This window comes from Rhizobium sp. LjRoot254 (genome assembly GCF_964254105.1).
Classification (GTDB): Bacteria; Pseudomonadota; Alphaproteobacteria; order Rhizobiales; family Rhizobiaceae; genus Rhizobium_E.
Genome location: NZ_CAXUSM020000001.1, coordinates 1,495,047 through 1,509,833 on the forward strand (window position 1 = coordinate 1,495,047; position 14,787 = coordinate 1,509,833).

Here is a 14,787-nt window from a genome sequence, read left to right on the forward strand (position 1 = left end):
TTGCTTGGCAAAAAGGAGACAGTCATGAGAACGTTTCTTTCTATCAGCCTTGCCGCTGCGGTTCTTGTTGGCGGTGCAACATCGCTTCAGGCGGCCAATGAAGCCGAATTCCTCAATTCGCTCGATGGACAATGGTCGGGAGGCGGCATGGTCAAGATCAGGACCAATCGTGACCCGATCAACGTGACTTGTAATTTCCAGTCCAACGGAATCGAAACTGCGCTTTCTCTCGACGGCAAATGCCGCGGTCTGCTAATTGTGAGCCGATCGATCTCCGTCGACCTGAAGACGGACGGCGGCCGGTATCACGGCCAATACCTGGGCGCGGGAACGGGCCCCGCCAATCTGGCGGGATCGCGCGAGGGTAACCAGATCAACCTGACGATCAGGTGGGCCAAGGAGGTCAATGGCGACCGCCGTGCGGAATTGAAAGTGCGCAAGGTCGGCGACAATGGCATGAAGCTGACGACTGTCGATGTCGATCCGGAAAGCGGAAAGCGCGTGGTCACCAGTGAGATCAATCTGGTACGGGAGTAGTCGCCCGCAGATTGCGAGCTGATGGCGAAGAGCCGTGTCGCATTATCGGAAAATCAGGCATGACCGTCGAAAGCACTCTGTTCGAGCGAAGTGATTGGGTCCCCAACAATCCGACTTTGCCCGTGCTTGTCTATCGCCGGGCATTGCCCCTGCATGCCGACATGGCGGCCGAGTTTGAGGAAAGCTTCAGGCAGAACGGCTGGCAGGGACTGTGGCGCAACGGCGTGTTTTCGTATCAGCATTATCACACACATGCCCACGAAGTGCTGGGTATTGCTCGCGGGCACGCGCGCCTGCTGATCGGCGGACCTGCCGGACGCAAGATGGAAGTCGGTGCGGGCGACTGCCTGGTCCTGCCTGCGGGGACCGGACATATGCGGTTGAGCGCGAGCGACGATTTCCTGGTTGTAGGCGGTTATCCACCGGGTCAGCATGCCGACATTTGTACGGCTGATCCAGGTGAGGCAGGGCTTGCAGCCATCAAAGGGGTGGCGCTGCCGCGGACCGATCCCATTGAAGGGCGAGATGGCGCTCTTGTGAAGCTGTGGAAATCGCATGACTGAAACGTCCTAAATCGCACCTGTTGTCGAACGGATTTCAACCCGGGTTCACAGCCTTCGCGGATAATCTTGCAGCGAAGAGGTTGTTCGCAGCGATTTTTTATGTAGGACAACGGGCGGGTCCGCGATGCCTCGGTCACGCGCACCCGGCGGTCGGTTGGACGACAGGGAGTTCGCATTGAGATATTTCGTGACGGGAACCGCTGGTTTCATCGGGTTCCACCTTGCCAAGCGGCTTCTGGATGATGGTCACGCCGTCACCGGCTTCGACGGCATGACCCCTTATTACGACGTATCGTTGAAGGCGCGGCGCCACGCGATTCTTGGCGGTTACGAGCGCTTTCGGCCGGTGATCGGCATGCTGGAGGATAAGGATGCGCTGCTGGCAGCCGCGCAGGATGCCGAGCCTGACGCGATCATTCATCTCGCCGCACAGGCCGGCGTCCGCTACAGCCTGGAAAACCCCAAGGCCTATGTCGATTCCAACCTGATCGGCTCGTGGAACCTGCTGGAAGTCGCCAAGCACATGAAGCCGGCTCATCTTCTCCTCGCGTCTTCTTCGTCGGTCTACGGGGCGAACGAGAAAATCCCGTTTGCGGAGGACGACCGCGCCGACGAGCCGATGACGCTCTATGCCGCGACCAAGAAGTCGATGGAATTGATGGCGCACAGCTATGCGCATCTCTACGATATCCCGACCACGGCATTCCGCTTCTTCACCGTCTATGGTCCCTGGGGCCGGCCGGATATGGCGCTTTTCAAGTTCGTCGATGCCATCCTGCATGACCGCGAGATCGAGATCTATGGCGAAGGCAAGATGAGCCGTGACTTTACCTATGTCGATGATCTCGTCGAAGGGATCGTCCGGCTGATCGCGATCGTTCCGAATGAAGAAAATCGCGTCGTCAGGGACGGTGTGTCGGATACATTGTCCCGCCAGGCGCCGTTCCGTGTCGTCAATATCGGCGACGGTCACCCGGTCGAGCTTATCCGTTTCGTCGAGACGATCGAGCGGGCCATCGGCAAGCCGGCAATCCGCAAGTTGTTGCCGATGCAGCAAGGCGATGTGCCACGTACCGATGCGTCGTCAGGGTTGCTCAATGCGCTAACCGGCTTTACGCCAAAGGTTGATGTGGAGGAGGGTGTTAAATCCTTCGTCGATTGGTATCGTGCCGAGATCCTGCAATAGCGGCGCAAGGGGGGATAGATCATGGAATTCAAGACCTTCGACATTTCCGGCCCCTTGTTGATCGTGCCGAAGCGTATCGGCGACACACGCGGATGGTTCGCCGAGACATTTCGTGCCGATCTTTTCACGGAGAACGCCGGACCGGTTGAGTTCGTCCAGCACAATCAGTCGATGTCGGCAGCCAAGGGCACGGTTCGCGGTATGCATTTTCAGCTGGAGCCCATGGCGCAGGGCAAGCTCGTGCGCTGCCTGAAGGGCGCTATCCTCGATGTCGCCGTCGATATCCGCCGGTCGTCGCTGACGTTCGGGCAGCATGTCTCAGCGGAACTGACTGCGGAGAATGGGCATCAACTCTGGGTGCCACCCGGCTTTGCGCATGGCTTCGTCACGCTTGTCGAGAACACGGAAGTCTTTTATCTGGTGACCTCCCGCTACAGTCCCGCGCATGACCGAGGGCTGTTGTGGAGCGATCCGGCACTTGGCATCGATTGGCGGATCGGCGAAGGAGAGGCCCAGCTTTCGGACAAGGATCGGAAACTGCCTGTGCTAAGGGATCTCCAGGACCTTTTCGACTAACGTCCATGTGATGGGAATATCATGCGTATATTGGTGACAGGCGGGGCGGGCTTTATCGGATCGGCGCTTGTTCGCCATCTCGTGAGAGACGTCGGCGCTGAGGTGCTCAACGTCGACAAGCTGACCTATGCCGGCAATCTCGCATCGCTGAAGACCATCGAGAACGCCCCGAATCATCGTTTTTTCAAGGCTGACATCTGCGATGGCGTGGCCATGCATGCCGCGTTCACTGAGTTCCGGCCCGATCGTGTCATGCACCTTGCGGCTGAAAGCCATGTCGATCGCTCGATCACGGGTGCCGCCGATTTTGTCCAGACCAATGTCATGGGGACATTTCAGTTGCTCGAAGTCGCGCGGCGCTACTGGAACGGCTTGCAGGGCGCCGAGAAGGACGCGTTCCGTTTCCTGCATGTCTCAACCGATGAGGTCTACGGTTCGCTGGGAGACGAAGGCCTGTTTCACGAGACGACACCCTATGATCCCTCGTCGCCCTATTCAGCCTCAAAGGCGGCTAGCGATCACTTGGCAATCGCCTGGCAGCGGACATACGGATTGCCCGTCGTCGTGTCCAATTGCTCGAACAATTATGGACCCTATCATTTCCCGGAAAAACTGATCCCGCTCATCATTCTCAATGCGCTCGAGGGCAAGCCGCTGCCGGTCTATGGCCTGGGCGTGAACATCCGCGATTGGCTCTTTGTCGAGGATCACGCGCGCGCGCTGCACCTGATCGCGTCGAAGGGGCAGGTGGGAGAAAAGTATAATGTCGGCGGCCGCAATGAGCGCCGCAATATCGACGTCGTCAGCCGCGTGTGCGAAATCATGGACCGGCACAATCCATCCGGCGGTCCGCACGAGCGCTTGATCAACTATGTCACCGACCGTCCCGGTCATGACGCACGCTATGCGATCGATGCAACGCGTCTGGAAACCGAATTGGGCTGGAAGGCCCTTGAGACCTTCGATACCGGCATAGAGAAAACCGTGGCCTGGTACATCGAGAACGACTGGTGGTGGAAGCCGCTGCGCGACAAGGTCTATTCTGGCGAGCGCCTGGGCGTCTTGAAGAAGGATTGACCGATGCGGATCGCGGTGACCGGCAAGCAGGGGCAGGTGGCGCAATCGCTGGCCGAGATCGGACCCGACGAGGGTGTCGAGATCGTTCTCGTGGGACGTCCGGAATTCGACCTGCAAGACCCTTCGACGGTGTATGAAGCAATCTCCCGGGCGAAGCCGGATATCGTTGTTTCCGCCGCTGCCTATACGGCGGTGGACAAGGCAGAGTCTGAACGGGACCTAGCTTTCGCGGTCAACGCCGCCGGCGCCGGGGCGGTCGCCGCAGCGGCGGCAAGGCTGGGTGTGCCGATCATTCATCTCTCGACGGACTACGTCTTCGACGGCTCGCTGGATCGGCCCTATCGCGAGGATGACGAGGTCGGGCCGGCGTCGGTCTATGGCGCATCCAAGCTCGAAGGAGAGCGGCTTGTTGCTTCTGCAACGCCAGATCACGTGATCTTCCGCACGGCATGGGTCTATTCCCCGTTCGGTAACAATTTCGTCAAGACGATGCTCCGGCTTGGAGAGACGCGGGGAGAGGTCGGTGTGGTCGCGGACCAGATCGGCTGTCCGACGTCCGCGTTGGACATCGCCGAAGCGATCATCGCCGTAGCCGCGAAACTTGCAGCGGAGCCCTCGTCAGCCCTTCGCGGTATCTTTCATCTCACCGGATCGGGCCAGGCGAGTTGGGCCGATTTCGCCGAGCATATCTTCAGGTCAGCCGAAGTCTCGGGCAGGACGCCGGTAAAGGTGAACCGTATCACGACTGCGGATTATCCGACGCCGGCCCGGCGTCCGGCAAATTCGAGGCTGTCTGGCGAGAAGCTGCAGCAACGATATGAAATTCAATTGCCGGACTGGCGAGGGTCGGCGGATCGTGTCATCAGGCGGTTGTTGTCGGATGTCTAAGGGAGAACGTGCATGAAGGGCATCATACTTGCCGGCGGCAGCGGAACGCGGCTGCATCCGATGACGATTGCGATCAGCAAGCAGATCCTGCCGGTCTATGACAAGCCGATGATCTATTATCCGCTGACCACGTTGATGCTGGCCGGCATCCGCGAAATCCTGATCATTTCGACGCCGCATGACATGTTGCATTTCCAGAAGCTGCTCGGTGATGGCAGCCAGTGGGGTATCTCGTTGTCCTACGCGGTGCAGCCGAGCCCGGACGGCCTGGCTCAGGCCTTCATCATCGGCGCGGAATTCATCGGTTCATCGCCCTCATGCCTTATCCTCGGCGACAATATCTTCTTCGGCCACGGACTGCCCGAATTGATGAATGCGGCAAGGGCAAAGGGCAGGGGCGGCAATGTCTTCGCCTACCATGTCGTCGATCCCGAGCGCTACGGCGTGGTCGAATTCGACGACAAGATGAAGGCTCTCTCCATCGAGGAAAAGCCTATGAAGCCGAAATCCAACTGGGCGGTGACGGGGCTCTATTTCTACGACGCGCAGGTCATCGACATTGCCGCCAGCCTCAAGCCGTCGCCGCGCGGCGAGCTCGAGATCACGGATGTCAACCGGATCTACCTGGAACGCGGCGAATTGGATGTCTCGATTATGGGGCGGGGTTATGCCTGGCTCGACACCGGAACGCCTGACAGCCTGCTCGAGGCAAGCGAATTCGTGCGCACATTGGAGAAGCGCCAGGGCTTCAAGATCGCCTGCCCAGAAGAGATTGCCTTGGGCCAAGGTTTCATATCGGAAGCGGAGTTCGAGGCGCTCGCTGTGAAATTCGGCAAGAGCGACTATGGGAAATATCTGAGGTTTGTGTTGAAGGATCGGACGTAGCTCGGCAGAACGCAATCGCGGGTTCTCAAAAGCGAGACAGGCTTTGCTTTCGATCTCATTTGGACGGGGCGGATCTAAAATGCACGTATAGTATTTGGACAGCAATCATCTCGGTGAACACTGTGCAAAAGCAGGCGGCTCAGCTTAACGCTATTGTCAAATTATGCTTTCATTTTGCCAAGGACCGCGTGATACTCTCCTAAAAACGGCCGGAGAGGTAGTATGAGCGTAGAAATGCAAGTAGCCACACTCGTGATTGGTGGCCTTGTGATTTGGGTAGTTGTCAGCTTTTATTGGCTGCGCGTTCTCGCCTGTGCCGGACTCCTTGTTGTTTGGGGCGTTGTCGGAGTGTTCGTGCCAATATATCTGGCGGCCGAGGCCTTCCAGGGAGGTCAAATCGACAAGAGCTTGTTTACCTTGCTTGTTTGTGCGGTCACTGGCGGTCTTTGGTACTTTGCATTTAATGCTGCCCGCGATTGGTATCGTCGTATGAAGAGGATTGGTTTCTCAAAGAAACGCTGGAACGCACGTTGACTTCATCGGAGCCAGACGCCTGTCATCAACGGGAAATCAGCCCTCTCCAAACCGCATCTCGAACCCGGGCCGCGCATTCCCTCACGCACAATCGCAGATTAGGATGTGCGAATCCAAGAACGACGACACAATTGGCAAGTCGCTAGAAGGCGTCTCGACGGCGATCAATTTTATCGCCGACTTCGACCGAATTATTAGCGTCTCAGACCCGACACGACGATGCTTTGTAAGTTAACCAACATGCCTCATGCAGCTTTTCATTCGCAGTAATTCTGATACGTAAATATTCTAGTAACCAAGACACTGCTCGCCTTCGCGAGAGGCTGGCCCAGGGAAAGCGTCGAGACCTGCATGGGAAATGAAATTGATATCAAGAGCATCCTGGGTTTAGTCAGGCGGCAAATCTGGATTATTGTGTCAGTTGTCATTGGCATCCTTGCGCTTACTGTACTTGCTACGCTCTCGCTTACCCCGAGTTATACAGCAACGGCCAAAGTTCTGGTCGACCCTAGTTACAAGGACTTGCTCAGGCCAGCGACCGACGCTCAATATTCGAACACGGACAACTTCAAGGTCGATAGCGAAGTCGCCCTGATTGCCACCGACAATGTCATGTTACAGGTCATTCAAGAATATGGTCTCGTGAATGACAGCGAGTTCGGCGTCTCTTTCAAACCCGCCAACGACCTATTGACGCGCCTCGGCCTGAGACGATCCACTCCGATGACCGGATCGCGGGCGTTGGCGCTCGTCCTAGGCAATGTAAATAAATCAGTCGATGTTGCACGCGAGGGCCTCACGTACCTCATCTCGGTCTCCGTGACGTCCCAAGATCCTGCCAAGGCAGCGAAGCTGACAAACGCAGTGGTCGATGCGTACATTCAACAGCAGATCCAGTCAAAGATCTCTCAGGTCGTCGCCGGCCGTCGAAGCCTGCAGACACGCGCTGACGAGGCAAACAGCGCACTCGTCGCCAGCGAGAGGCAGTTCGATCAGTTTTTGACGGAGAATCTCGATCGCATCGAAAAGGAGACTGGGTCGACCGACATCTCTCGCTTGCGCGCTGAACTCGAAAGAATTCAGAAAGAGCGCAATGAGCAGTCGGGCGCCATCCAATTGGCCGAACTCAGCATGAAGTCCGGGGACTATTCGGCGATAATTGGAGCGTTGCAGGACGAGGCATTCGCTCAGCTTGAGTCGCGCCGTGCAAAACTCAGCTCCCAACTGGCACTTTCGGCGGAAAATAGTGCTGACGCCCTGGACCTTCGTGCAGAACTTCAGAAGGTAGAGAAGTCGCTCAAAAATCGCGCTGCCGCTGAGGTGAACTCGATCAAAAAGGAGATCGCGACAGCGGAGAAGAATGCCGGCGATGTGCGCCAGCAACTTCGCACGTCAATCCTTGCCAGCAACTTGCCTCCAGAAGTCCTGACGAACATCTATTCGATGCAGCAGACTTCCGAGATCGCACGTACCCAATACCAGAACATGTTGGCACGCATTCAAGAACTTGATGCACAAGCGACCCTGCAGGTTCCCGATAGCCGGGTGGTCTCGGCCGCCCTCGTGCCGGCAATTCCGTCGTTTCCAGATAAGCGGATCATACTCATCGCTGCCTTCGTCGTTGCGCTCGGGCTCGGCTTTGGTTTTGCTATTTTGCGCGAGCATTTCATCGGGGGTTTCGTAAGCGACGAGCAGATTGAATCTGTGCTGAGAGTTCCTTTGGCTTCGGTTATGCCTCGTCAATTGGCAGGAGAGGTGACGCATTCGATTGCCGACCTTACCTTGACAGCGCCATTGTCGATGTTTTCGGAGGGCGTTCGCCGGATCAGGGTAAAGATCGAGCAAATGCTTTTCAAACGCAATGGCGGGAAAGCGCTGGAAACTCGCGATGGCATCACTATCCTCGTGTCATCGACCGAACCTGGTGAAGGCAAGTCCACCGTTTCGCTGGCCCTTGCGAGAACTCTCTCCGCTTCAGGAAAAAAAGTTGTTCTCATCGACTGCGACCTTCGCAAGCCGACTATTCACAAGCTGCTTGGACTTGAGGCCAGCACAGAGTTGGTTGAATTGCTTCGCGGCAATGAGATACCGCAGCTTTTCACCAAGATCACGATGAAGGATCCCATGAGCAACCTCACTGCGATCGTAGGCGGCAGGGTAGGTGATCAAGCAACTGACGAATTGCTGATGGGTGACAGAATTTCGCGTCTCCTCGCTGCCGCGAAGAAACATTTCGATTACGTCGTCATCGATACGCCGCCGGTCGATCCCGTTGTCGATTCCTTGTATCTTGCGCGCCATGCGGATGTAATCGCGTTCATCGTTCGCTGGGCAAGCACTTCGCAGTCGTTGGCGAAGAAATCAATTGCTGCATTGGTCGAAAACGCCCAGCCCGGAACGCCAGTGGTGGCCGTGCTCAATCAGAAAGAACAAGCCAAGATTGCCGGATACTACAGGTACTCGGGCTATTATACGAAATAATATCGTATTCGGGATCTGTGTGCGTCTGTCGCCGTAAACGCCTCCTGCTGTGCGGGATCGACAGGCGATAAACATCCAGCGGTTTAATGATGGTCTCGCAGTGGTCGGACGGGGCCAATCGGCAACATCTGCGGATTGGCTCGACCCTGGCGCCGGACGATCTCGGCGGCGGTCGCGGAAACCGTCGCCCACCGGTCGCGGTGGGTGTTCGGATTCGACCCAGAGCCGGAGTGGCGTTCGATCGAGAATTTGTTCGCCGTCTTGCTTGTCACTGCTCCGTTTTCTAACGAGTAGGCCCCTACAACCCCGGAGCAACTCATTTCCTTCGGTCAACGACCGCTTCATCTCCCCGGTTCAGGCTCCGAAGAGTCTTAGGACGATACACTTTTGCACGCGACATGATGCCATAGATCCTTGCCTACCACGCCCTTTGGGGCGCTCTCACCCCAACAGCAAGATCAATACGTACGAAAGCGTATGAACTGCCCGCTCGCAGCATGTGTTCATGCCGCCGCCATGAATATATTCAGTAGAAGCGTCCGCTTGGTCCAGATTGTCTGTTTAAAGTGCGCATGGTCGGCCCAGATTCTATTTTGGCAAAAAGTGTGCCTAGGCAGCAATTGGTCGGAGCAAAGGGTGAACGGGTTAGTCTTTAGCGGGATATTCATATTAAAAATTGCACTGCTCTTCGATACTTCTGGTGAGTCCGCGATTGGTTACTATGGGCGTTGAGTCTCTTTTTTGAGCATCACGGCATAAATGATTTGCTGTTTAGTCGGCGACGCGCTCAATATTTGATCAATAAAGTTTTATGACAACTGCACGAAGCTTTCGCAGTTAACTATTGACTAACTATGGGGGTGACAATAGCTCGGAAATACTGTAGTTCCTATTGTTAACTAATTGTTAACGGTAGAGTTCTTGGTGTAAGGGGCCGCAGATGGGTGTTTCCAGATGAGTGAGATGGATGCAGGTGTAGGCTCCATGTTGTTGCAACCTGTTCCACAACGGGAAAATATTGGCGCGCGCCAGTATGGAGCTTATCCGAGCCAGCTTATATTCAAGCGTGCAGTGGACATTGTTGTATCGTTCGGCGCTCTGCTTGTTCTGTCGCCATTTTTCATGATTATCGCATTGGCGATTAAATTCACCAGCCCCGGGCCCGTGCTCTTCCGGCAAGTCAGATGGGGCTTGGACCAGCGAACTTTTGAAGTGCTCAAGTTCCGCTCGATGCGAGTCGAAGAGTGCGACAGGTCCGGCGTGGCTCAGACCGTGGAAAACGATCCGAGGTTGACGCTCATCGGGTCATGGTTTCGCAAGTCGAACATCGACGAACTGCCCCAGTTGTTCAATGTACTAATGGGCGACATGTCATTGGTTGGGCCGCGCTGTCATCCGGTCGGCATGCTCGCCTGCGGAAAGCCATATGAAGAATTGGTGAGCAATTATCATCAGCGTCACAAGATGCGGCCAGGCATAACAGGCCTTGCGCAAGTGCGAGGTCTCAGGGGGCCGACTGTGCAGGGGAGCAAGGCTCGCCAAAGGATAGCCTGCGATCTCTACTATATCCAGCACTTTTCGCTCTGGCTGGATGTCAAGATCATCGCGTGCACGATTAAGAACGAGCTGTTTGGGGGGACTGGCTTTTAGTCTTTAATTTGATGGCTCCTCGCAGGAGCTAGAGTGGGGAATGTCGACTCGTGAAAAAAATTCTGGTTACAGGCGGCGCAGGTTTCTTGGGCGCATTTCTGTGCGAACGACTGTTGGCTGAAGGTCATCAGGTTACTTGCCTTGACAACTATTACACCGGCGCGAAAGCAAATATCGGCCATCTTCTCGGCCGCAGCGGCTTCAATCTCATCGAGCAATCGGTCTGTGATCCCGTCGCCGGAACCTATGATGAAATTTATAATTTTGCATGCCCGGCGTCTCCGCCGCATTATCAGGCTGATCCGATATACACATTCAAGACCAGCGTTCTCGGCACGCTGAACATGCTCGAGCATGCCAAGAAATGGGGCGCAAAAATCCTCCAGGCATCCACTTCGGAGGTCTATGGCGATCCGCTCGTCCATCCGCAGAACGAACCCTATTGGGGCAACGTCAATCCGATCGGCGTCCGGTCCTGCTACGATGAGGGCAAGCGTGGCGCCGAAACCCTGATCTACGACTTTCAAAGGCATCACGGGATCAACGTTCGCGTCGTGCGCATCTTCAATACCTATGGCCCCGGCATGAACCCGGGAGACGGTCGTGTTGTCTCGAACTTTATTGTTCAGGCGCTGAGGGATGAGAACATAACGATCTATGGTGACGGCCGGCAGACGCGGTCGTTCTGCTATCGCGACGATCTCCTCGAAGGCATCATCCGGCTGATGAATGCACCCGACAGTGTCTCTTTTCCGGTAAATATCGGAAATCCCGCGGAATTCACCATCCGTGACTTGGCGAATATCGTGCTTGAGACCGTGTCATCGCGGTCAAAACTGATATTCGTCCCGCAACCTCAGGATGACCCGATGCAACGGTGCCCCGATATATCTCGGGCCCGGGAGTATCTTCGTTGGGAGCCGAAGGTCGCCCTTCGTGAGGGGCTCGTGGCTACAGTTGAGTATTTTAGTGAGCGAGTAGCGATCCAAGCCGTTCAGGGCGTGAAGATCGCGTAGGGAGCGTAGGATGAAAGTAGTAATCATCGGATCAGGTTATGTCGGCTTGGTCGCTGGCGCGTGTTTTGCTGAACTTGGACATCACATAGTCTGCGTAGACAATGATGCTCGCAGGGTTCTGGCCCTCAGGAATGGAGTCATTCCCATCTACGAGCCGGGTCTCAAGGAAATGGTAAAGGCAAACGTGGCGGTTGGTCGCCTAAGCTTTACAGAGGACCTTGAGAGCGCACTCAATGGTGCGCGAGCCGCCTTCATCGCAGTCGGGACGCCGCCGCGTCCCACAGATGGCCACGCCGACATGAAGTCTGTGTATGCAGTGGCTCGCGCCATCGCCGAGAAGGCGAGCGGGGACCTGGTGGTGGTCGATAAATCGACTGTTCCCGTCGGGACCGGTGACGAAGTCGAGCATATCCTCAAAAGCGCTAACAGGCCGTTCCGCTTCGCAGTGGTTTCCAACCCCGAATTCTTGCGCGAGGGCGCTGCAATTGACGATTTCCTCAGGCCGGACCGCGTTGTCATCGGGGCAGAAGATGGATGGGCTAGCGAAATCGTTTCACAAATCTACAATGTCGAGAGTTTCAAGTGCGCGTCAATGCTACACACTTCTCGCCGCTCGGCTGAACTCTTGAAATATGCCGCCAACGCCTTTCTGGCGATGAAGATCACGTTCATCAACGAAATCGCCGACCTTTGCGAAGCGGCAGGCGGGGATATACGCGACGTAGCTGATGGCATCGGCCTCGACAGTCGAATAGGGCGAAAGTTCCTCAATGCCGGTCCGGGTTATGGCGGGTCGTGCTTCCCAAAGGACACCCTCGCCATCTCGAAGATTGCGCGCGACTATCGTGTAGAACTCCGTACGGTCGAGACCGTAATACAAGTCAACCAGAGCCGGAAGCGTGCGATGGCGCTGCGCGTTCTCGATGCCTGCAACGGTTCGGTCCAAAATAAGACGATTGCGATCCTCGGCCTGGCTTTTAAGGCCGACACGGATGATATGCGTGACGCGCCGTCGATTCCGCTCGTGCAGGCGCTGCAGGATTTCGGGGCGCATATCCGTGCCTACGATCCTGAAGCGATGGATAACGCACGGAAGATATTCTCGAATGTCACCTTCTGCGGTGGAGTGATCGAGGCGGCTGCTGGCGCCGACGCTGTCGTGGTTATGACCGAGTGGAATGAATTCCGGCACATTAATTTGAATACACTGTACTCAAGGATGGCCTCATCCGTCTTTGTCGATCTCCGTAACCTGTTTTCGGAAAACGCGGTCGTCGCTGCGGGATTCGACTATTGGTGCATAGGCCGCAAGAATGCCGTGGCACAGACGCTGCGCGATCCGCTCGCCGTGCAGCGAAGGACTGCGGCGATATGAAGCGGCTGCCGTTTTCCAAAGTGGAGTTCCGAATTAGAAGCGACGGGAGTTCAGCGATGCGCTTTTCCCGGCGAAAAGTTCGAACTGACTGCCCGTGCGGACGTAGGCGCAATTCCGAAATACCCCGCCCTGCACTTCAAGGCCCATCCATTAAGAAAAACTGCTGGGCGGTTACATGAGCGGCCGCCTGGAACTGCGAACCGGCGGTGTCCGGCCCCCGTGGCATTCCGTCCTCGGAATGCGGCTCGACCACATCGACTGGCCCGACGGGGTGCAATTGATTATCGACCGTGCGGCCTCGGGAGAATCCGGCTATTGCTGCGTCCCCGATGCAAGGGAATGCGTAATGTGCTATGATGATCCTGCGCATTTGACGATCGTTAACAATTCGGTTCTCGTTTTGTCGGATAGCACTATCCTTCAACGTTGCAGGGCACTGCTTTACCGGGTTCGCATGGCTGAGACGATTAAAGGTGCGGATCTAATGCTGGAACTTTGCAGAACCGCCGAAGCAAAAGGTCTCAGTATCGGATTGGTCGGCGGCAAGGATGACGATGTCCTCGAGGCGCTACGTCGTGAACTATGTCGCCGATTTCCACGCCTTCACATCGTGATTGCGATATCGCCGCCATTCGGTCCAACTTCCGAGGAAGAGGATCATGCCCAATTGGACGCGATCCGGGCATCCGGTGCCCAGCTGATCTTTGTAGGTCTCGGTTGCCCAAAACAGGAGCGCTGGATGGCGAAGCACCACGCGCATGTCAGCGCCACGATGGTCGGTCTTGGCGCGGCTTTCGATTTCATTTCGGGCGCGGTCAAGCCATCCGCGCCATGGGTGCATCGATATGGATTTGAATGGCTGTATCGGCTTGCATCGGAGCCCAGACGGTTATGGAGGCGGTATCTCTTGACGGCACCCAGGTTTCTTGCATTGGTTTTGGTGTCCCATCTGAAAAGCAGCGTATCGCGAGCGCGGCAAGCCTGATGAATGATCGCTGAGGGAAGATCTTGGACCTGAAATTTTCGGTGATCATACCCGTGTACAATAGACCCGTCTTGCTTCGACGGGCACTTCTGTCGTGCGTAAACCAGCGTTATCAAAACATCGAGATCATAGTTATCGACGACTGTTCGGCTATACCTGTCGAAGACATTTGCAAGAGTCTGGGTGACGACAGAATACAGTGTATCAGAAACAGCGTAAATCTCGGATTCTCGGAATCTCGCAATCTGGGATTGGCTTTAAGCACCGGAGACTACGTGAGTTTTCTTGACTCGGACGATGTGCTGTCCTTGGACAAATTCAACCGTGTTGCCGACTTCATAGACAGCTCCGGTGCCGACATAGTCATTAATTCTCAATATCGTGTGCTCTCGTCGTTGGACGATTTTTTTTGTGTGGAAATACTGCCTGATATACAGAGGGTGAAGGTGGGGAATCTTGCCGAGAACATGTTCAGGACAGGCGACTTTGTGCAAGCGAACTCATACACCGTAAAGCGTGAAATCGCGGCGGCCAAGAGGTTTGATAAGAGGTACGGAATTTGGGATGATAGTCAGTATATCCTGTCGTGCACGCAGGTCGCTAAAAATATTCAATTCTTGGACGAGCCGCTCTCGGTTTTCTTCGATCTCGCGGATCCGACCCGGGCTTCTCAAAATCGCTCAATCGAACAGCATCAGGATATGTTGAAGTATCTCTCCAACTCATCATTTGGGCGCGCTCCGATCTACTTCCGCGCTTTGGCTGTATCCGACTCGATCTTCTATGCCGACCCGCTCTCCGCAGTTCGCTTCCTATGGTCAGGTATCCGCAACGGTGTCAGCACGGAGCGCTCCTTATTCTACCTCTTTCGGTGCATTGTAGGCTTCGGCAGGGCAAAAAACATAAGCATCGCGATCAAGGCTTTCGCACAAAGGTTTCGCGGACGCGGCAATTCCGACCAGCAGACTGCTTTGCGAGACCTGCTTATGGGGCGCTCCAGCAACAATGTCAGCGGGCCGCCAGCGGTCTAGCGG

Annotated in this window: 14 protein-coding genes; all 14 read left to right on the forward strand. The window is 55.8% G+C overall.

The window, feature by feature from the left end:
- The first annotated feature begins 24 nt into the window (after positions 1-24).
- Positions 25-537, forward strand: a complete 513-nt coding sequence (locus ACSQ26_RS07285; RefSeq protein ID WP_436007698.1) for a hypothetical protein — start codon at positions 25-27, stop codon at positions 535-537.
- Between the two features lie 59 nt (positions 538-596).
- Positions 597-1,100, forward strand: coding sequence for a cupin (locus ACSQ26_RS07290; RefSeq protein WP_436007700.1), 504 nt, complete (start codon positions 597-599; stop codon positions 1,098-1,100).
- A 175-nt stretch (positions 1,101-1,275) separates the two neighbouring features.
- Positions 1,276-2,286, forward strand: a complete 1,011-nt coding sequence (locus tag ACSQ26_RS07295; protein WP_436007702.1) for an NAD-dependent epimerase — start codon at positions 1,276-1,278, stop codon at positions 2,284-2,286.
- 21 nt (positions 2,287-2,307) lie between these two features.
- On the forward strand, positions 2,308-2,862 hold the full coding sequence (gene rfbC, locus ACSQ26_RS07300; protein WP_436007704.1) for a dTDP-4-dehydrorhamnose 3,5-epimerase: 555 nt from the start codon (positions 2,308-2,310) through the stop codon (positions 2,860-2,862).
- Positions 2,863-2,883: 21 nt separating this feature from the next.
- Positions 2,884-3,939 carry a dTDP-glucose 4,6-dehydratase gene (gene rfbB / locus ACSQ26_RS07305; RefSeq protein ID WP_436007706.1) on the forward strand — a complete coding sequence of 352 codons (1,056 nt, stop codon included), beginning with the start codon at positions 2,884-2,886 and terminating at the stop codon, positions 3,937-3,939.
- Positions 3,940-3,942: 3 nt separating this feature from the next.
- Entirely contained in the window at positions 3,943-4,827 is an 885-nt protein-coding gene (gene rfbD / locus ACSQ26_RS07310; protein ID WP_436007708.1) for a dTDP-4-dehydrorhamnose reductase, read from the forward strand.
- 12 nt (positions 4,828-4,839) lie between these two features.
- The gene (gene rfbA / locus ACSQ26_RS07315) at positions 4,840-5,712 is read left to right on the forward strand and encodes a glucose-1-phosphate thymidylyltransferase RfbA (RefSeq protein ID WP_436007710.1); all 873 of its coding nucleotides are present in this window, start codon (positions 4,840-4,842) and stop codon (positions 5,710-5,712) included.
- A 222-nt stretch (positions 5,713-5,934) separates the two neighbouring features.
- The gene (locus ACSQ26_RS07320) at positions 5,935-6,246 is read left to right on the forward strand and encodes a hypothetical protein (protein ID WP_436007712.1); all 312 of its coding nucleotides are present in this window, start codon (positions 5,935-5,937) and stop codon (positions 6,244-6,246) included.
- Between the two features lie 351 nt (positions 6,247-6,597).
- The gene (locus tag ACSQ26_RS07325) at positions 6,598-8,727 is read left to right on the forward strand and encodes a GumC family protein (RefSeq protein ID WP_436007714.1); all 2,130 of its coding nucleotides are present in this window, start codon (positions 6,598-6,600) and stop codon (positions 8,725-8,727) included.
- Positions 8,728-9,681: 954 nt separating this feature from the next.
- Positions 9,682-10,377: a sugar transferase gene (locus ACSQ26_RS07330; RefSeq protein WP_436007716.1), complete on the forward strand. Its 696-nt coding sequence runs from the start codon at positions 9,682-9,684 to the stop codon at positions 10,375-10,377.
- 50 nt (positions 10,378-10,427) lie between these two features.
- Positions 10,428-11,393: a UDP-glucuronic acid decarboxylase family protein gene (locus ACSQ26_RS07335; protein ID WP_436007718.1), complete on the forward strand. Its 966-nt coding sequence runs from the start codon at positions 10,428-10,430 to the stop codon at positions 11,391-11,393.
- A 10-nt stretch (positions 11,394-11,403) separates the two neighbouring features.
- The gene (locus ACSQ26_RS07340) at positions 11,404-12,768 is read left to right on the forward strand and encodes a UDP-glucose dehydrogenase family protein (RefSeq protein WP_436007720.1); all 1,365 of its coding nucleotides are present in this window, start codon (positions 11,404-11,406) and stop codon (positions 12,766-12,768) included.
- A 175-nt stretch (positions 12,769-12,943) separates the two neighbouring features.
- Complete coding sequence (locus ACSQ26_RS07345) at positions 12,944-13,753, forward strand: WecB/TagA/CpsF family glycosyltransferase (protein WP_436007722.1); 810 nt, start codon at positions 12,944-12,946, stop codon at positions 13,751-13,753.
- Positions 13,754-13,794: 41 nt separating this feature from the next.
- On the forward strand, positions 13,795-14,784 hold the full coding sequence (locus ACSQ26_RS07350) for a glycosyltransferase family 2 protein (RefSeq protein ID WP_436015147.1): 990 nt from the start codon (positions 13,795-13,797) through the stop codon (positions 14,782-14,784).
- Positions 14,785-14,787: the final 3 nt, after the last annotated feature.

Excerpts from the sequence above, each read along its gene's own strand:
- ACSQ26_RS07285 (WP_436007698.1), top strand. The coding sequence starts at position 25 with ATGAGAACGTTTCTTTCTATCAGCCTTGCCGCTGCGGTTCTTGTTGGC.
- ACSQ26_RS07290 (WP_436007700.1), top strand. The coding sequence starts at position 597 with ATGACCGTCGAAAGCACTCTGTTCGAGCGAAGTGATTGGGTCCCCAAC.
- rfbC (WP_436007704.1), top strand. The coding sequence starts at position 2,308 with ATGGAATTCAAGACCTTCGACATTTCCGGCCCCTTGTTGATCGTGCCG.
- rfbB (WP_436007706.1), top strand. The coding sequence starts at position 2,884 with ATGCGTATATTGGTGACAGGCGGGGCGGGCTTTATCGGATCGGCGCTT.
- rfbD (WP_436007708.1), top strand. The coding sequence starts at position 3,943 with ATGCGGATCGCGGTGACCGGCAAGCAGGGGCAGGTGGCGCAATCGCTG.
- rfbA (WP_436007710.1), top strand. The coding sequence starts at position 4,840 with ATGAAGGGCATCATACTTGCCGGCGGCAGCGGAACGCGGCTGCATCCG.
- ACSQ26_RS07320 (WP_436007712.1), top strand. The coding sequence starts at position 5,935 with ATGAGCGTAGAAATGCAAGTAGCCACACTCGTGATTGGTGGCCTTGTG.
- ACSQ26_RS07325 (WP_436007714.1), top strand. The coding sequence starts at position 6,598 with ATGGGAAATGAAATTGATATCAAGAGCATCCTGGGTTTAGTCAGGCGG.
- ACSQ26_RS07330 (WP_436007716.1), top strand. The coding sequence starts at position 9,682 with ATGAGTGAGATGGATGCAGGTGTAGGCTCCATGTTGTTGCAACCTGTT.
- ACSQ26_RS07340 (WP_436007720.1), top strand. The coding sequence starts at position 11,404 with ATGAAAGTAGTAATCATCGGATCAGGTTATGTCGGCTTGGTCGCTGGC.
- ACSQ26_RS07345 (WP_436007722.1), top strand. The coding sequence starts at position 12,944 with ATGAGCGGCCGCCTGGAACTGCGAACCGGCGGTGTCCGGCCCCCGTGG.